The sequence below is a fragment of the Streptomyces sp. NPDC007808 genome (assembly GCF_042868655.1).
Classification (GTDB): domain Bacteria; phylum Actinomycetota; class Actinomycetes; order Streptomycetales; family Streptomycetaceae; genus Streptomyces.
This window is the reverse complement of the sequence record NZ_JBIAEQ010000009.1, coordinates 245,798-262,847: the sequence shown is the minus strand read 5'-3', so window position 1 is coordinate 262,847 and position 17,050 is coordinate 245,798. Positions and strand designations below refer to the sequence as shown.

Sequence of the window (17,050 nt, the reverse complement as noted above, 5' to 3'; positions counted from 1 at the left end):
CGGGTTTTCGGGCGGTACGGCTCCGTACAGGGGCCGTATCGCCCGTACCCTTGCAGTACCCGTACTCGTCATGGGTGCGGTTTCCGTCGGGCGTCAAATAGCGGGCGTCCACGAAAGAAGGATCTGATCCACACATGCTGATCGCTCAGCGTCCCTCGTTGACCGAAGAGGTCGTCGACGAGTTCCGCTCCCGGTTCGTGATCGAGCCGCTGGAGCCGGGCTTCGGTTACACCCTCGGCAACTCCCTGCGCCGGACCCTCCTGTCGTCGATCCCGGGTGCGGCGGTCACGTCCATCCGCATCGACGGTGTCCTGCACGAGTTCACCACCGTGCCGGGCGTCAAGGAGGACGTCACCGACCTGATCCTCAACATCAAGCAGCTGGTCGTGTCGTCCGAGCACGACGAGCCCGTGGTGATGTACCTGCGCAAGCAGGGTCCGGGTCTGGTCACCGCCGCCGACATCGCGCCCCCGGCCGGTGTCGAGGTGCACAACCCCGACCTGGTCCTCGCCACGCTCAACGGCAAGGGCAAGCTGGAGATGGAGCTCACGGTCGAGCGTGGCCGCGGTTACGTCTCCGCCGTGCAGAACAAGCAGGTGGGCCAGGAGATCGGCCGTATCCCGGTCGACTCCATCTACTCGCCGGTTCTGAAGGTCACGTACAAGGTCGAGGCCACGCGTGTCGAGCAGCGCACCGACTTCGACAAGCTGATCGTCGACGTCGAGACCAAGCAGGCCATGCGTCCGCGTGACGCCATGGCGTCGGCCGGTAAGACGCTGGTCGAGCTGTTCGGGCTGGCCCGTGAGCTCAACATCGACGCCGAGGGCATCGACATGGGTCCGTCCCCGACGGACGCCGCGCTCGCCGCCGATCTGGCGCTGCCGATCGAGGAGCTGGAGCTCACCGTTCGGTCGTACAACTGCCTCAAGCGCGAGGGCATCCACTCCGTGGGTGAGCTCGTCGCCCGTTCCGAGGCCGACCTGCTCGACATCCGCAACTTCGGTGCGAAGTCGATCGACGAGGTCAAGGCGAAGCTGGCCGGCATGGGCCTGGCCCTGAAGGACAGCCCGCCCGGATTCGACCCGACCGCCGCCGCCGACGCCTTCGGCGCGGACGACGACGCGGACGCCGGGTTCGTCGAGACCGAGCAGTACTGAGAGCTCGGGCCGACGGCCCGTACTCGGGTGCGGGTGCGCTGTGCTTGATCGCGCAGTTCCCCGCGCCCCTTCCGGGAGCGCCCCTTCGGGTTGCTCCCGGATCTCCGACGGGCGACCGCCCGCTCGGATACTGACCCCGGTACCTGACACGGCCGGGGCAGACACACAGGAGAAGAACCATGCCGAAGCCCACCAAGGGTGCCCGTCTGGGCGGCAGCGCCGCGCACGAGAAGCTGCTCCTCGCGAACCTCGCGAAGTCGCTGTTCGAGCACGGCCGTATCACCACCACCGAGGCGAAGGCCCGCCGTCTGCGGCCGTACGCCGAGCGTCTGATCACCAAGGCGAAGAAGGGTGACCTTCACAACCGCCGTCAGGTGCTCCAGGTCATCACGGACAAGAGCATCGTCCACACGCTCTTCACCGAGATCGGCCCGCGGTACGAGAACCGTCCGGGTGGCTACACCCGTATCACCAAGGTCGGTAACCGCCGTGGCGACAACGCGCCCATGGCCGTCATCGAGCTGGTCGAGGCGCTGACGGTCGCGCAGGAGGCGACCGGTGAGGCCGAGGCCGCCACCAAGCGTGCCGCCAAGGACGCCGAGGTCGCCGAGGCCAAGGTCGACACGACCAAGGCCGACGAGGCTCAGGCCGATGAGGCTGCCGAGGAGTCCAAGGACGCCTGAGCGTCTGCCGGGGGCTGTGCGTTCGCGGCTGCGGCGCCGTCGTGGTCGCTCGCGCAGTTCCCCGCGCCCCTTGAGGGCGTTTGCGGGCCCGTTCCCTTCCGAGGGGCGGGCCCGCTTTTGTGTACCTGAGAGGATCTGTACGTGAGTGATGAAGCTGCACCCGGTCACGTCCGTGTTCGCCTCGACCTGTCCTATGACGGCAGCGCGTTTCACGGCTGGGCCAAGCAGGCCGGCGGTAGGCGGACCGTGCAGGGGGAGATCGAGGACGCGCTGCGGACCGTGACACGGTCGGGCGGGACGACGTACGAGCTGACCGTGGCCGGGCGGACCGATGCCGGGGTCCATGCGCGGGGGCAGGTCGCGCATGTCGATCTGCCGGAGTCCGTGTGGCGCGAGCACCACGAGAAGTTGCTCAAGCGGCTTGCCGGGCGGTTGCCCAAGGATGTGCGGGTGTGGGCGCTCAGGGAGGCGCCCGCGGGGTTCAACGCGCGGTTCTCGGCCGTGTGGCGGCGCTACGCCTACCGCGTCACCGACAATCCGGGCGGGGTGGATCCGCTGCTGCGCGGTCACGTCCTCTGGCACGACTGGCCGCTCGACGTCGACGCCATGAACGAGGCCGCACGCGGGCTGCTCGGTGAGCACGACTTCGCGGCCTACTGCAAGAAGCGGGAGGGGGCCACCACCATCCGCACGCTGCAGGAGCTGAGCCTGGTGCGAGGGGACGACGGGATCATCACCGCCACCGTGCGTGCGGACGCCTTCTGCCACAACATGGTGCGTTCGCTCATCGGGGCGCTGCTGTTCGTGGGGGACGGCCACCGGCCCGCCGACTGGCCGGGGAAGGTGCTCGCCGCCGGTGTCAGGGACTCCGCGGTGCACGTCGTACGGCCGCATGGGCTGACTCTCGAAGAGGTCGGGTACCCGGCCGACGAGTTGCTGGCCGCGCGGAACAAGGAGGCGCGGAACAAGCGGTCGTTGCCGGGGGCCGGCTGCTGCTGAGGGCCGCCGGGTCAGTCGTCGGACCAGGTGGTGAGGAGTTCGCCGAGGGCGTCGGCCGCCTCGTCGGCGTCGGGGCCGTCGCCGCGGGCGTCGGGGGCCAGTTCCACGTGCAGGAAGGCGGCGTGCTGCCGCTCGGCCGACCTGCCCTGGACGTTCGTGGTGCCCTCCAGCGGGCAGCGTGCGGACCAGCCCCGGCAGACGCGCAGCCCGTCCGCCTCCATGCGGTCGGCCAGCGCGGCCGCCTCACCGGACGCGGTCTGCGCGGCGCCACCGGAGACGACCGCCTCGTAGGGACGCTCGGAGGTCTCGGCGAAGCCGTGCACCTGGAGGCCGGGCACGCCGCGCTTCTGGAGTTCCACGACGACGGTGTGGAAGGCACTGGACTCCTGGTGGGCGACGTCCGCCTCGTCCCCGCGGCCCGCGCGGCGGTGGGCGCCGGCCAGGACCAGCGCGCCCGAGGGGGTGCCCTCCAGCAGCCGGACGCCGAGTTGCTCGGTGTCCCGGTCGGAGACGGGGTGCGGCACCTGGACGTTCCAGCGGAGCGCGGAGTCGGCGTTGAGGTAGAGGCGGCCCCACCGGGCGGCCTTGCCGTTGCGCCGGGTGGCGGCCACCTCGTCGTAGCGGCGGCCGGAGTCGGTGTCGGTGAGGCGCGTGATGCCGAGGCCGAGGGGGGCGAGCAGGCGTTCCGCCTCGGCGGCGTCGCCGTCCAGGAGAAGTCCCACCCCGCGTGCCAGTCGCTCACGTTCGTCTTCGCCGGGCGGGGTGTAGGGGGCGTCGGGTTCGAGGCCGGCCGTGTAGTCGAGGATGCGGCTGCGGAGGTCCACCAGCTCCCGGGCCTGCGGAGCGGATTCTTCCGGTGCTTCGGACGGCGTCAGGTCGCAACCGGCGAGCGCCAGGATCAAAACGGTTTGGGCGAAAACGCGAGCGAACCGTGACTGTCCCGTGATGGTAAAGCCCGGTGCGGTTGTGAGGCGCGTGTGAATATGTCGCGGTGACATTCCGTAAGTCTCTCCGTATGGGTCGCTCGCTGGCGGTTCTGGTGGCTTTGGGCGGCCTGACCGCCGGCTGCACCTCCGGCCCCTCCGAGGCGCAGGTGAAGCCGGACGGCCGCTCGTTCACCGTCGCCGCCGCGGGCGATGTGCTCATCCATCCCGAGCTGGTCGAACAGGCGGCCAAGGATGCGAAGAAGACCGGCGCGGGGCAGGCCGGGCTGGACTTCGGACCGCTCATGGCCGGGGTGAAGCCGGTCATCAGCAAGGCGGATCTGGCCATCTGTCACATGGAGACGCCGGTCGGGACGCCCAAGGGCCCCTTCGAGGGATACCCGGAATTCCTCGTCCCCCCGCAGATCCTCACGGCTCTCAAGGGTGTGGGTTACGACACCTGCTCGACGGCCTCCAATCACACCTACGGCCACGGTCTCAAGGCCGTCAAGCGCACCCTGGACACGATGGACAAGGTGGGCCTCGGGCACACCGGGTCCGCGCGTACGCCCGAGGAAGCACAACAGATCAACATCCGGGACGTCAACGGCGTCAAGGTCGCCCACCTGTCGTTCTCCTGGGAGTCCTTCCTCAACCCCACGCCCGAGAAGGAGCGTTGGGCTTTCAACCGGCTCAGCACCGACGACATCAAGAAGGCCGAGGCCCGGGCCCGCAAGAAGGGCGCCGAGGTCGTCATCCTCTCCGTCCACTGGGGTCTGGAGCACTACAACGAGCCGAGCGTGCCGCAGCTGGACCTGGCGGAGCGGATCACCGAGGAGACCGGGATCGACCTGGTCATCGGCCACCACTCGCACGTCGTGCAGCCGATCCAGAAGCTCAACGGCACCTGGATCGCCTACAGCCTCGGCAACCAGGTGGCCCGCCACTCCTCGCCGACCGGTCTGACCGAGGAGGGCGCGATCGGCTGGTTCGAGTTCAAGGAGACGACGGACGGCTGGGACGTCAGCGCCCGCTACCGGACCACGCTGGTCGACATCCCGCCGGAGCTGGAGCCGGGTGCGAAGGCGCCCGCGGGCGCGGTCGAGGACCACCGGGTGGTGGACGTGCAGAAGGCGCTCGACGACCCGGGCTCCCTGTCCGAGGACCGGCTCGCCCGCTACCGGCTGGCCGAGGAGCGCACGAGCGGCTTCCTCTACAACCGGGGAGCCCCGGGCGGTGACGGTCTGGAGCAGTTCTCGTCGCGGGAGTGACGAGAGCCACAGCAACTTGTTGCTGCCACAGCCCAACCCCGAAGCGGGTCAAGAGTCTTAAAAGTGGACGGCGTCTCATGCCCGCGTCAGCGGTGGCTCCTGCGAGCGCCTGAGTAGTGAAGAGGCGAAGGAAACCACCGGTGACTCCAACCCAAGGTGCGCCGCGTCCCGGACGGGGCGGGCGGCGGCGCATCCGCAGACGCGCGGACATGCCGCTCCTCGGCGGCATCCGACCCCCGATCGCTTTGCTGTGCCTGCTGATCTTCGCCCTGGCCGGGCTGACCGCCAAGGTGCTGGGTCCGGCCGGCGAACCGGTCGTGCCGAAGGCGGTGCTGAACTCCCAGCAGCACTTCGCGGAGGACGGCGCCATCGCCCTGCGCGCGTCGATCGACGAGCGGGTCACCGACCTGAACCGCACCGCGGCCGCCCTGAACGCGGGCAAGCCGGTGGCTCCCGAGCGCGTGCTGTCGGACCTGAGCAGCACCTACCAGAAGTGGACCGGCACCACCGTGCTGGACCTGGAGAGCGGGGAGGTGCTCGCCGCACGGGGTGAAACGATTCCCCTCGCCTGGCTCGACAAGGACGTCCTCACCGGAGACGACGCCCTGACGCCGCGCATGGTGCGGCTGAGGACCGGCGACGTACGGCTGATGACCATGGCGGTCCTGGACTTCGAGGACCGGCCGCAGCAGCTGCTCATCGCCTCGGGCAGCCTCTCCGTGCCCCCCATCAACCTGGGGCCCTTCCGCTCGATGTCGGTCGTGGCGCGGGGCGGCGAGGTCCTCGCCACGGCCGGTTTCGAGCAGGCCGAGGCGCTCAACTCCGACGCCGAGCGCAGCGAACTGACCTTCCTGCAGAAGCAGATGACCCGGCTGTCCGACCGGGCCGCGACCGAGACCGAGCAGGACCCGGTCAGCGCCAGGGAGCCCGGCTCACGGGGCTACCCGGGCGTCAGCGGAACCCTGCTCGGCGACGCGTACAACGGCCGGGTCGCCACCGCCGGATACGCCTCCCTGGCCTCGTCCGACCCGGACGAGAAGAAGAGCGTCGGCGCGGGCCTCGGGCTGACGGTCGTGGCCATGCTGCCCGTGGTGCAGGAACAGGCCGTCGGGCAGGAGCGCGAGCTGTACGGGCTGGTGGCGGCCGGTGTCCTGGTGGTGTTCGGCCTGCTGGCCGCGGCCCTGCTGTGGCGGGCGGTGCAGCGGCCGCTGCTGCTGCTCTTCCTGGAGTCCCGCCGGCTGGCCCGCGGCGATCTGACCCGGCCCGTCGACGTGCCCCGCTGGGGCGAGACGGCGCGCGTGGGAGCCGCACTGGAACGGCTGCGCGCGCAGTTGTCCGACGAGGGAGTCGAGCAGGGCGGCCGGGACGGCACCGGCGGGCGCGGCGGTCGCCGCGGCGGCCGGTTGGGTCTGCGGGCGCCGCTCGGGCTGACCGCGGTGCTGTTGCTGCTGTGGTGCGTGCCGGTCGGGCTGCTGCTCAACCGCACGGACGCCTCGGTGAGCGTGCCGAGCACCATGGTCAACGACCAGCGTGACCGCACCGACCTGGTCGCCGACCGGGTCCGCCGGGCTCTCAACGAGGCCCAGGCCGACCTGGTGTCCACCTCCCGGCTGATCGACGCGGACGACCCCGACGCCACGACCGGTGTCCTCGACGACGCCCTGCGCAAGCACACCCGCTACGGCTCCCTGTACGTCGTCGACGCGGGCGGCGAGGTCGTCGCCCGTGCCGGTGCCGAGCCGAGCGCCGACTGGGACGCGGACGAGGGCGCGGGGGAGCAGGGCCCGTCGCTCATCCGGGTGGCGGGCGAAGGCGGCAAGAAGCCGGTGATCCAGGCCGGGTCCCCGGTACCCGGGCACAAGGACCTGACCCTGGTCGGCGAGGTACGGGTGGAGTTCCTGAACTCGCTGCTGAACCGGCCCGGTCTCGGTGAGGTCCGCGTGGTCGACGCCGAGGCGAGGACCATCGCCGCCAGCGACGGATTCCTGGCGTTCGAGGAGCTGCCGCGCGACGCGCTCGCCGACGTCGTGCGGGCGGGCAGCGTCCACGTCGGCGCGGGGCCGGTGGAGAACGGCCTGCTGCTGCGCGAGGGGCGTTCGGTCACCGTCGCCGCCGCGGCGCCCTTCTCCGGCGGCGGTGTGGCGGCCGACATCGGCTGGACCGTCGTCAGCTGGCAGAACGCCAAGCACTTCGAGATCGCCCCCTACGAGCGCGAGGACCGCAGTGTGCTCGCCGGAATGCTGGGGCTCGCGCTGATCGTCGTCTGCCTGGGCTGGATCCACCTGGTCGTGGTCCGGCCGCTGCGCGCCCTCGCGAGCAGCGCCGAGAAGCTGGCCGACGGCGACCTCAAGACCGTGCTGTACCCCCGCTACCACGACGAGGTCGGGGCCGTCGTCCGCAGCCTCGAACTGGTGCGCCAGCAGTTGCAGGCCCGCAGGCAGAACCAGGCGCGCCGCAGTGCCGAGCCCCGGCTCGGCGCCGGAGGAAGGTGACCGGCCGTGCTCTATCTCTACTTCGTGCTGCTGATCGGCGGCGTGTGCCTGTTCGTCGCGGGCGTCATCGAGCAGCGCAGGCACTACGCCGCGCTGCACACCATCCCCTCACGGGTGCTCGTCAACGGCATCCGCGGCAAGTCCTCCATCACCCGGCTGTGCGCGGGTGCCCTGCGCGGCGGTGGCCTGGTCACCGTCGCCAAGACGACGGGCACCGCGGCGCGCTTCATCCACCCGGACGCGACGGAGGAGCCGGTCTACCGCAAGTTCGGCATCGCCAACGTCGTCGAGCAGATCGGCATCGTCCGCCGGGCCGCCACCTACCGTCCCGACGCGCTGGTCATCGAGTGCATGGCCGTCATGCCGGCGCTGCAGGAGGTCAACCAGAGCAAGCTGATCCGCTCGACGATCGGCGTGCTGTGCAACGTCCGTGAGGACCATCTCGCCGAGATGGGACCCACCCTGGACGACGTGGCCCGCTCGCTGTGCCGCTCGATGCCCGAGGGCGGCATCTGCGTCACCGCGGAGAAGGAGCGCTTCCACATCCTCCAGGAGGAGGCGGACGCCCGTGACTGCAAGCTGGTCTACGCCGACCCGGAGACGGTCACCGACGAGGAGCTGCGCGGCTTCAGCTGGTTCACCTTCAAGGAGAACGTCGCCATCGCGCTGGTCGTGGCGGAGCTGCTCGGCATCGAGCGCAAGGTCGCGCTGCAGGGCATGTACGACGCCCCGCCGGACCCGGGTGTGCTGTCCGTGGAGCGGTACGTCGCCCCCGACGGCAAGCGGCTCGCCTTCGCCAACGTGTTCGCGGCCAACGACCCCGAGTCGACGCTGATGAACATCAACCAGCTGCTCGACCTCGGCGCGATCCGCCGTCCCCTGAACGTCGTGATCAACTGCCGCCCGGACCGGGTGGAGCGCAACGGGCAGATGGGCGAGATCATCCCCGACCTCCAGCCGGACAACGTGTTCGTCATCGGCCACCCGTCCAAGAGCGCCATCGACGCCATCCCCGCCGACTGGCGCGACCGCGCGGTCGACCTCGGCGGAGAGCGGCGCGCGGCGGACGAGTTCATGCCGACGCTGCTCGGCCGGATGTCCGACGGCTCCTCCCTGGTCGCCATCGGCAACATCCACGGGCAGGGCGAGGAACTCCTCGAGTACCTCGCCGAGCTCCCGGCGGACGAGAGCGGCACGGACGAGGGCGGGCCGGCGGTCGTCGCCGCGCCGCAGCAACCGCAGCGCCTGGACCCGTACGCCTCCTATCCCACGGCCTACGAAGAGCGGTACCAGGCTTCGCAGACCCAGGAGATCCCGGTGATCACCCTCGCGGCCCAGCCCGCGGGCCGGTACGCCGAGGCGCCGGGGGCGTACGCCGCCGGGCGGGGCGGGTCGTACGGCGAGGGCCCGTTCCAGGGCGGCACCGCACAGTACGGCGGGACACCGCACCACGGCGGGGCCGAGCACGCCGGAAGGGCACAGCACCACGCACAGACCCCGCATCACGGCGGGGCCCAGCCGCAGCACGGCGAAGGGCCGTCGTACGCGGCGGGTCCGCCGCAGGGGCCGGGTCAGGCTCCGTACGCGGAAGGGCAGGCGGAGGTCTCGGCGTGGTTCCGGACCGCGCGCCAGCCGGATCCCGGGCCCGAGCCCGGGCACGAGCCGCCGTACGGCGCGGGCCCCGGGCAGCGGTCGTACGACGACGATCCGTTCGGCCGGCCGGTCCGGCGGCCGGGGGACGACGACGGAGGGGGACACCCACCGCGTGTCTGACCCGTCGACCGCCGCCCACCCCGCCTTCGAACCCGTATCCCCTGCCCGGAGACCCCGTTGACCACCGCCGCACTGACCCCCGAGATGGCCGCCCTGGGCATCGCCATAGGCCTGTTCTTCTCGCTGCTGTGCTATCTCACGACCAACCTGTCGCCCGGCGGCATGATCACCCCCGGCTGGCTCGCGCTCACCCTCATCGAGGACCTCCAGCGCGCGGCGATGGTGGTGGGCGTCACCGCCCTCACCTACGGCGGCACCAAGATCATGCAGCGGCTGGTGATCCTCTACGGCAAGCGGCTGTTCGCCGCGGTGGTGCTGCTCGGCGTGCTGCTGCAGGCCACGGTGATGATCGTGCTCTCGATCGAGTTCCCGCTGCTGTACGGCAACCAGACGCTCGGCTTCATCGTGCCGGGCCTGATCGCCTACCAGATGGTGCGCCAGCCCAAGGGGGCCACACTGCTGGCCACCGGCACCGTCTCCCTCATGGCCTACATCGTCGTCGCCGCCGGCCTGCTGCTCGGCGTCATGCCGACCGTCTGAGAACCGAGGAGCAAACGATGGCAGGGAAGAAGAAGTCGCGGCCGGTCGTCTCGGGCCTGGTACTGCTCACGCTCGTCGCGGCCTCGGGCTACCTCACGGTGGAACTCCGCAAGCAGGAGGAGCCGGGTGTCACCGAGGTCCGCAACGTCGGTGTCCTGGAGGGCGGCAGGGGCTCCGGTGCCTCGGCGGACACCGGGAAGGAGGCCTGGTCCCGGCTGGAGAACCCGGCACGGTCCGTGCTGCGCGGATCCGACGGCCAGATCAAGGCCGTGTTCACGGACGGCGCGCGCACCGCGACGCTGACCGGGCCGGCGCGTACGTTCCAGGAGCCGACCTCGACCTCCTCCAAGGTGTCCACCACGGACTGGGTGCGGCTCATGCCCGAGCCTTGGGCCGCGGGCGCGGAGAAGAAGAAGTGGTTCAAGGAGTGGTACGCGGAGAACAAGGACAGCAAGAAGGACGACATCTTCGCCTTCGCCTTCCAGTACGTGGCGGGCGCGCCGCAGAAGAAGGACGCGCAGGGCACGGTCTACGCCGGTGACGCGAACTTCGGTCCGCTGAACGCCTCCGGCGCCGAGGGCGGCGACCTGCGGCTGGAGCAGTCCGACTTCTACGACTACCTGGGTCTGCCGTACCCCTTCCGGGACGGTGTCGTCGGGCAGCCGGAGAGCGCGCGGGCCCGGTCGATCGACTGCTCGGGGTTCATCCGGATGGTGCTGGGCTACCGGGCCCGCTACCCCCTGATGTCGTCGGACACCTCAGGCGACGGGCTGCCCCGCACGGCCAACGGGATGGCCCGTTCCAAGGAAGGCGCGGACATCCTGCCGCTGGCCGGCATCTCGGCAAAGGACCGGCCCTCGGCCATCGACCAGCTCCAGCCGGGGGACCTCGTCTTCTTCAAGCTCGACGCGCGCACGGGCCAGCGTCTGGACCACGTCGGCATGGTGCTCGGCCATGACACCCAGGGGCATCTGATCTTCGTCTCCAGCCGTGAGGAGGTCAACGGGCCGACCATCGGTGACGTGGGCGGGGTGTCGCGGCTGGACGGCAACGGCTACTACGCCAAGACACTGCGGAGCGCCAAGCGGCTGTGAGCCCGCTCGGCGTCACGCTCCGGACGCCCGTGCCGCGCCCGGGCCCGAGACGGCCCGCCCGGCCGCGGTACCGCGACCTCCGCGACGCACCGGCTCTCGACCGCGCCGATGCCATCCCACCGTGCTGCAACGCACCGGCCGCTCGCTGCATCTGACCCAGTGGCCGCAGTCCGGTGCTCGACCCGGACCGCTGGACCGCGGCGGACCGGTGCCCCGGGCGCCGGGCAGGCCCGCTCCTTTCGGGGAGGGGCCTCGGTAGGGGCTCCCGAGGGAGGGAAAGAGAGAGCCATGACGGAACGCGACAGCCACGAGGGGCACCCCGGCGTCCCGGTCACCGTGGTGATGCCGACGTACAACGAGGCCGCGAACCTGCCGCGGATGGCCGAGCTGGTGCTCGGGCTGCCCGTCGACCGGCTGCATCTGAAGGTCGTCGACGACTCCAGCCCGGACGGCACGGGACGGCTCGCCGAGGAACTGGCCGAGAAGTACAACGCCGACCTGCCCGCCGGGCAGCGCCGGATGAGCGTGCTGCACCGCACCGAGAAGGACGGCCTCGGACGGGCGTACGTGGCCGGCATGACCGCCGCGCTGGAGGAGGGCGCCGCCTACGTCGTCCAGATGGACGCCGACGGCAGCCACCCGGCACAGGTGCTGCCGCGGATGCTGGACACGGCCGTCGCCTCGGACGTCGGCCTGGTCATCGGCAGCCGGTACGTCGAGGGCGGCTCACTGGACGAGGACTGGGGGGTGCACCGCGTCCTGCTCTCCCGCTTCGCCAACCGCTACGCCCGGACCGTGCTCGGCACCGAGATCCGGGACATCACGGCCGGCTTCAACCTGTGGTCCGCGGCCACCCTGCGGGACCTCGACCTGACCACCCTGGACAGCGCGGGCTACAGCTTCCAGGTCGAGCTGAAGTACAAGGCCGTACGGGCCGGTCACCGTGCCGTCGAGATCCCGATCCGTTTCGAGGAGCGGACCGAGGGCGTGTCCAAGATGACCCTGCGGACGCAGCTGGAGTCTGCGGTCGTACCGATCCGGCTGCGCCTGAAGCACCGGTGAGACGGCTGCGGCGGCCGGCCACCGCCGACCGCCGCCGCTCGTCGCCCGCGTCTACTCGTCGGCCGCCGCCGAGGCCTGGGCCTCGCCCCGCCTGAGGATCTGACGGAACGTGAACTCCTCCAGGTTGTCGCCGATCTGGAAGACCGGGGTGTCCTTCTCGGTGACGTCCTTGCCGTTGGTGAAACCGGCGATGGTGAAGTAGGCGTAACGGCCCACGGAGTTGGAGGTCGTGCGGCAGATCGAGGCGGTGCAGAAGTCCTTGATGCCCTTGCCGGACAGCGACCTGATGATGTCCTTCTCGGTGTTGACCTGGCTCTTGACCTTGGCCGCCTGCGCCTGGGTGTCGAAGACGGCCACGCCGACCGTCACCGCGATGCCCTCCTTGATGTAGGAGACGCGCAGGAAGCGGGTGCAGTCGTTCTGGGTCAGGATCTTCGGCAGGCCGCCCTTGGACACCGCGGAACAGCTCTTGGTGTCGTCCGTGGCGCCCTTCTTGTAGACCGTCTCACCCATGGTCAGCTGCGTGCCCGGGAAGAGGATCTGCGCGCCGAGCGGGGCGGTGTCCTTGCCCTTGCTGGCGATGAAGTCCCTCGGGTCCAGCGGCGGCGGAGCGCTCGTCGACTCGAACGACGGGGTCGCTCCGTCGGTCCGGCCCGGCAGGTCGGCGGTCGCGGGCAGCCCCGAAGCCGGTTTGTTCGGGTCGGAGTTGCCGTTGGCCGACACCACGGCGACGGCGACGGCGGCACCGATCGCGACGGTGGCGAGCGCGCCACCGCCGATGAACAGCATCCGACGCCGCTTGTGGCGCGACTCGGAGGCCTCGGCGAGGGCCGCCCAGTCAGGCGTTTCGTCGGTGCCGCCGTTCCACGGCTGCTGGGAATGCGGTTTCCAGGGATCCCACTGGGACTGTGGTCCCCCCTGCTGCCCGTAGCTCATGGGGCGCATCTTAGACGGGTCGTGGGTGTGCCGCTCCGTCCCAAGAACCGCACAGGCCCCTAGCGTTCAGTCGATGAGCGAGTGCAAAAGCGACATCTTCGGGTGGTTGGTACGACGGGCGACCTGGCATCTGTGGGTGGTGCCCGGGGCCGTGCTCGCTGCCCTCGTCGTGCGTACGGCGCGTGTGACCTCGGACGGAGGGATGGACAACGCCATCGTCGTGCGGGCGGCGCGGGTGTGGCTGGCCGGGGGTTCGCCGTATGACGACGACCACTTCCTCTATCTGCCGAGTGCGGTGCTCGCGGCGGCTCCTCAGGTGCTGGTCCCGCGGGAGGCGCTGTGCGTGCTGGTGCCGCTGGCGGTGACCGGGTGCCTGGTGGGCGGGTGGGTGTGCGCCCTGCGGCTGCACGCCGTGCCCCTGCGCAGCCGGTTCGCGGCGCTCGGGCTGACCGGCCTCGCGGCGGGGTTCGCGCCGTTCGCCCATCTCGTGCAGCTGGGCAACTGGACGGCGACGGCGGTGCTCGCGCTGCCGCTGGGCCTGTCCCTGGCCGGGCGGGGGCGGTGGGTGGCGGCCGGGGCGGTGATCGGGACGGCCGTCGCGCTGAAACCGCTGCTGGCGCCCCTGGCGTTGCTGTTCGTCTTCGCGGGACGGTGGCGAGGGCTGGTGGTGATGGTCGCCGTACCGGTGGCCGCGTCCGTGGGGGCGGCGATGCTGCTGCCGGATCCCGCGGGCTTCTTCACCCGGACCCTGCCGTTCCTGCTGCGCGGCGACGACGGGTTCGTCCGGCTGTACGAGGCGTCGCCGGTCGCGGTGCTGCCTCGGGCGGGGGTGCCCGGGGCGGTGGCGCAGGGGGTCGCGTCGGTCGCGGCGGCGGTGGGCGTCGGGTGCGCGTACCGGCGGTGGCGGAGCGGGGAGGGGAGCGAGGGCGGGAGGTCGCTGAGGCTCGCGGAGGTGGCGGCGACGCTGATGCTGTCGGCGTTCCTCGTCTCGCGTCCGTCGTACGACCACTATCTGCTGGTCGTCGTGCCGGTGGTGCTGGCCGGGGTGCCGTGCGCGGGTGCGGCGGCCCGCGGGCCGTGGTTCTGGCTGGCGCTGGTGCCGCAGCTGCCGGGCGTGACCTGGCCCTTTCTGGAGAGCGTGCAGCGGCGGGCGATCAGGGACGCGGTGACACTGTGTGGTCTGGCGGTGACGCTGGCGGCGCACTGCTCCAGGACCGCCGGAGGTCTGCGGCGCCGGCCGCGCCTGCCCGGCGGCGGTTCCCGGCGGGGCGTCTACGCTGGGTGCGGAGCGGCAGGACCGACCTCCGCCAAGCCGTTTTGACCCGGCCGTGGCGCCGCAGGTATCCTGCATGTTCGTTGTGTATTGGCTTGCTCATTCTCACGGGACGGGCCCTTACACCGGTCCACCGGGCCGATGACCAGCGACCCCACGTACGCGGTATGCGTCGCCGCCGTGCGGTCTAGGCTGTCGTGATCGTTTCGGTGACCTGTTCAGGACCATTCACTCGAAGCGAAGGCTACGAACCGTGCGTACGTACAGCCCCAAGCCCGGCGATGTGACGCGCCAGTGGCACGTCATTGACGCTCAGGACGTCGTCCTGGGCCGTCTCGCCAGCACCGCCGCCTCCATCCTGCGGGGCAAGCACAAGCCGATCTACGCGCCCCACGTCGACACCGGTGACTTCGTCATCATCATCAACGCCGACAAGGTGCACCTCTCCGGCAACAAGCGGACCCAGAAGATGGCGTACCGCCACTCCGGCTACCCGGGTGGTCTGCGCTCCGTCCGTTACGACGAGCTGCTCGACAAGAACCCCGAGAAGGCCATCGAGAAGGCCGTCAAGGGCATGCTCCCCAAGAACTCCCTGGGCCGTCAGATGCTCTCGAAGCTGAAGGTCTACAAGGGTGACCAGCACCCGCACGGCGCGCAGCAGCCGCAGCCGTACGAGATCACCCAGGTCGCGCAGTAAGTCCGGCCACCCCCTAAGACTGAAGAGAATCTGAGGAGAATCGTGGCCGAGACCACTGCCGAGCAGCCGCTCGAAGAGCTTGACATCGACAGCTACACCACCGAGTCCGAGGTTCCGGTGGAGGGCGAGTACACCTCCGAGTCCCTCGCCTCGCGCTTCGGTGAGCCCCAGCCGGCCGCCGGCCTGGGCCGTCGCAAGAACGCCATCGCCCGCGTCCGGATCGTTCCGGGCACCGGCAAGTGGAAGATCAACGGTCGCACCCTTGAGGACTACTTCCCCAACAAGGTGCACCAGCAGGAAGTCAACGAGCCGTTCAAGGTCCTTGAGCTCGAAGGCCGCTACGACGTCGTCGCCCGCATCGCCGGTGGCGGTGTCTCCGGCCAGGCCGGTGCGCTCCGTCTCGGTGTCGCCCGCGCGCTGAACGAGGCCGACGTGGACAACAACCGCGGCCCGCTGAAGAAGGCCGGCTTCCTCAAGCGCGACGACCGTGCGGTCGAGCGCAAGAAGGCCGGTCTGAAGAAGGCCCGCAAGGCTCCGCAGTACAGCAAGCGCTAAACAGCAGCTGCCTCTGCTCGTACTCCGGTACTCCGAACGCCCCGGCGGCACGCCACAGTGCCACCGGGGCGTTCGTTTTATCACCGGCCTCGGGCGTATAACGGCACAAGACGTTCAAAGGCTTGTGCGATCCGATGCCCAGGCATGGAATGCCGGGAAGCGGGAGCCCTCCGGCGGCAGATCGTGCGCCGGCTCCGCTTCCGGATCTGAAGTTTCCTCAGGAGGACAAGTGGGACGACTCTTCGGCACGGACGGCGTGCGTGGTGTCGCCAACGCGGACCTGACCGCCGAGATGGCGCTCGGACTGTCCGTGGCGGCGGCGCACGTGCTCGCCGAGGCGGGCACCTTCGAGGGCCACCGGCCCACCGCGGTGGTCGGACGGGACCCGCGCGCGTCCGGGGAGTTCCTGGAGGCCGCCGTGGTCGCGGGCCTCGCCAGTGCGGGTGTCGACGTGCTGCGGGTCGGCGTGCTGCCGACACCCGCCGTCGCCCACCTGACCGGCTCGCTCGGCGCCGACCTGGGCGTCATGCTCTCCGCCAGCCACAACGCCATGCCCGACAACGGCATCAAGTTCTTCGCCCGGGGCGGCCACAAGCTCGCCGACGAGCTGGAGGACCGTATCGAGACCGTCTACGACGAGCACCGGCACGGTGAGCCGTGGCAGCGGCCGACCGGCGCGGCCGTCGGACGGGTGCGGTCCTACGACGAAGGGTTCGACGAGTACGTCGCCCACCTCCTCGCGGTCCTGCCCAACCGGCTCGACGGGCTGAAGATCGTCCTCGACGAGGCGCACGGCGCCGCGGCGGGTGTCTCGCCCGAGGCGTTCAAGCGGGCCGGGGCCGAGGTCGTCACCATCGGTGCCGAACCGGACGGGCTCAACATCAACGACGGCTGCGGGTCCACCCACCTGGACCTGCTGAAGGCCGCCGTCCGCGAGCACGGCGCCGACCTCGGCATCGCGCACGACGGCGACGCCGACCGCTGCCTCGCCGTGGACCACACCGGTGCGGAGGTGGACGGCGACCAGATCCTGGCGGTGCTCGCGCTGGCCATGCGGGAACGCTCCGCCCTGCGCGCCGACACCGTCGTGGCGACCGTGATGTCCAACCTCGGCTTCAAGCTGGCGCTGGAGCGGGAGGGGCTGACGCTGGTGCAGACCGCCGTCGGGGACCGGTATGTGCTGGAGGAGATGAAGGAGCACGACTACGCCCTCGGTGGCGAGCAGTCCGGGCACGTCATCATCTCCGATCACGCCACGACCGGCGACGGGACCCTGACCGGGCTGCTGCTGGCCGCTCGGGTCGCCGAGACCGGGCGTTCGCTGCGGGACCTCGCCTCCGTGATGGAGCGGCTGCCGCAGGTGCTGATCAACGTGCCGGACGTGGACCGGTCCCGGGTCGGGGAGTCGGCCGAGCTCGCCGCCGCCGTCGCCGAGGCGGAGCGGGAACTCGGATCCACCGGGCGAGTGCTGCTGAGGCCGTCGGGCACCGAGCCGCTGGTCCGGGTGATGGTCGAGGCCGCGGACATCGAGCAGGCCCGGTCCGTGGCGGGGCGGCTGGCCGACGCGGTGAAGTCGGCGCTCGGATAGGACCCCG

15 protein-coding genes are annotated in these 17,050 nt (G+C 70.8%); 13 read left to right on the top strand and 2 right to left on the bottom strand.

From position 1 onward, the window contains the following. Positions 1 to 134 precede the first annotated feature (134 nt). The 3 genes from ACFYNL_RS32110 (at position 135) to truA (ending at position 2,839) form a co-directional block, all read left to right on the top strand. The gene (locus ACFYNL_RS32110; protein ID WP_003966937.1) at positions 135 to 1,157 is read left to right on the top strand and encodes a DNA-directed RNA polymerase subunit alpha; all 1,023 of its coding nucleotides are present in this window, start codon (positions 135 to 137) and stop codon (positions 1,155 to 1,157) included. Between the two features lie 179 nt (positions 1,158 to 1,336). After that, positions 1,337 to 1,840, top strand: coding sequence for a 50S ribosomal protein L17 (gene rplQ / locus ACFYNL_RS32105; RefSeq protein WP_388809613.1), 504 nt, complete (start codon positions 1,337 to 1,339; stop codon positions 1,838 to 1,840). A 141-nt stretch (positions 1,841 to 1,981) separates the two neighbouring features. Further along, positions 1,982 to 2,839: a tRNA pseudouridine(38-40) synthase TruA gene (truA, locus tag ACFYNL_RS32100; protein ID WP_388809611.1), complete on the top strand. Its 858-nt coding sequence runs from the start codon at positions 1,982 to 1,984 to the stop codon at positions 2,837 to 2,839. 11 nt (positions 2,840 to 2,850) lie between these two features. Here the strand turns inward: truA and ACFYNL_RS32095 are convergent, their stop codons facing one another. Next, positions 2,851 to 3,663: a hypothetical protein gene (locus ACFYNL_RS32095; protein ID WP_388809608.1), complete on the bottom strand. Its 813-nt coding sequence runs from the start codon at positions 3,661 to 3,663 to the stop codon at positions 2,851 to 2,853. A gap of 191 nt (positions 3,664 to 3,854) precedes the next feature. Between ACFYNL_RS32095 and ACFYNL_RS32090 the strand changes: the two genes are divergently transcribed. From ACFYNL_RS32090 to ACFYNL_RS32065, 6 genes are all read left to right on the top strand, one after another. Continuing rightward, positions 3,855 to 5,033, top strand: coding sequence for a CapA family protein (locus tag ACFYNL_RS32090; RefSeq protein ID WP_388809606.1), 1,179 nt, complete (start codon positions 3,855 to 3,857; stop codon positions 5,031 to 5,033). A gap of 209 nt (positions 5,034 to 5,242) precedes the next feature. Further along, a complete protein-coding gene (locus ACFYNL_RS32085) occupies positions 5,243 to 7,525 on the top strand; it encodes a HAMP domain-containing protein (RefSeq protein WP_388810113.1) in 2,283 nt (760 codons plus the stop codon). Positions 7,526 to 7,531: 6 nt separating this feature from the next. Then, positions 7,532 to 9,298, top strand: coding sequence for a poly-gamma-glutamate synthase PgsB (pgsB, locus tag ACFYNL_RS32080; RefSeq protein WP_388809603.1), 1,767 nt, complete (start codon positions 7,532 to 7,534; stop codon positions 9,296 to 9,298). 57 nt (positions 9,299 to 9,355) lie between these two features. Beyond that, positions 9,356 to 9,838 (top strand): poly-gamma-glutamate biosynthesis protein PgsC/CapC, encoded by a 483-nt coding sequence (locus tag ACFYNL_RS32075; RefSeq protein WP_019753111.1) that lies wholly within the window; start codon positions 9,356 to 9,358, stop codon positions 9,836 to 9,838. 17 nt (positions 9,839 to 9,855) lie between these two features. After that, on the top strand, positions 9,856 to 10,932 hold the full coding sequence (locus ACFYNL_RS32070) for an NlpC/P60 family protein (RefSeq protein WP_388809600.1): 1,077 nt from the start codon (positions 9,856 to 9,858) through the stop codon (positions 10,930 to 10,932). 288 nt (positions 10,933 to 11,220) lie between these two features. Beyond that, on the top strand, positions 11,221 to 11,994 hold the full coding sequence (locus tag ACFYNL_RS32065; RefSeq protein ID WP_388809598.1) for a polyprenol monophosphomannose synthase: 774 nt from the start codon (positions 11,221 to 11,223) through the stop codon (positions 11,992 to 11,994). 51 nt (positions 11,995 to 12,045) lie between these two features. Here ACFYNL_RS32065 and ACFYNL_RS32060 read toward each other — a convergent pair whose 3' ends face one another. Beyond that, positions 12,046 to 12,930 carry a hypothetical protein gene (locus ACFYNL_RS32060; protein WP_388809595.1) on the bottom strand — a complete coding sequence of 295 codons (885 nt, stop codon included), beginning with the start codon at positions 12,928 to 12,930 and terminating at the stop codon, positions 12,046 to 12,048. A 73-nt stretch (positions 12,931 to 13,003) separates the two neighbouring features. Between ACFYNL_RS32060 and ACFYNL_RS32055 the strand changes: the two genes are divergently transcribed. The 4 genes from ACFYNL_RS32055 (at position 13,004) to glmM (ending at position 17,043) form a co-directional block, all read left to right on the top strand. Then, positions 13,004 to 14,251 (top strand): glycosyltransferase 87 family protein, encoded by a 1,248-nt coding sequence (locus ACFYNL_RS32055; RefSeq protein WP_388809593.1) that lies wholly within the window; start codon positions 13,004 to 13,006, stop codon positions 14,249 to 14,251. Positions 14,252 to 14,456: 205 nt separating this feature from the next. Continuing rightward, positions 14,457 to 14,900, top strand: a complete 444-nt coding sequence (rplM, locus tag ACFYNL_RS32050; RefSeq protein WP_356583574.1) for a 50S ribosomal protein L13 — start codon at positions 14,457 to 14,459, stop codon at positions 14,898 to 14,900. A 42-nt stretch (positions 14,901 to 14,942) separates the two neighbouring features. Beyond that, complete coding sequence (rpsI, locus tag ACFYNL_RS32045) at positions 14,943 to 15,455, top strand: 30S ribosomal protein S9 (RefSeq protein WP_019754544.1); 513 nt, start codon at positions 14,943 to 14,945, stop codon at positions 15,453 to 15,455. A 229-nt stretch (positions 15,456 to 15,684) separates the two neighbouring features. Then, a complete protein-coding gene (gene glmM / locus ACFYNL_RS32040) occupies positions 15,685 to 17,043 on the top strand; it encodes a phosphoglucosamine mutase (RefSeq protein WP_388809589.1) in 1,359 nt (452 codons plus the stop codon). Positions 17,044 to 17,050: the final 7 nt, after the last annotated feature.

Excerpts from the sequence above, each read along its gene's own strand:
- ACFYNL_RS32110 (WP_003966937.1), top strand. The coding sequence starts at position 135 with ATGCTGATCGCTCAGCGTCCCTCGTTGACCGAAGAGGTCGTCGACGAG.
- rplQ (WP_388809613.1), top strand. The coding sequence starts at position 1,337 with ATGCCGAAGCCCACCAAGGGTGCCCGTCTGGGCGGCAGCGCCGCGCAC.
- ACFYNL_RS32090 (WP_388809606.1), top strand. The coding sequence starts at position 3,855 with ATGGGTCGCTCGCTGGCGGTTCTGGTGGCTTTGGGCGGCCTGACCGCC.
- ACFYNL_RS32085 (WP_388810113.1), top strand. The coding sequence starts at position 5,243 with ATGCCGCTCCTCGGCGGCATCCGACCCCCGATCGCTTTGCTGTGCCTG.
- ACFYNL_RS32070 (WP_388809600.1), top strand. The coding sequence starts at position 9,856 with ATGGCAGGGAAGAAGAAGTCGCGGCCGGTCGTCTCGGGCCTGGTACTG.
- ACFYNL_RS32065 (WP_388809598.1), top strand. The coding sequence starts at position 11,221 with ATGACGGAACGCGACAGCCACGAGGGGCACCCCGGCGTCCCGGTCACC.
- ACFYNL_RS32060 (WP_388809595.1), bottom strand. The coding sequence starts at position 12,930 with ATGAGCTACGGGCAGCAGGGGGGACCACAGTCCCAGTGGGATCCCTGG.
- ACFYNL_RS32055 (WP_388809593.1), top strand. The coding sequence starts at position 13,004 with ATGAGCGAGTGCAAAAGCGACATCTTCGGGTGGTTGGTACGACGGGCG.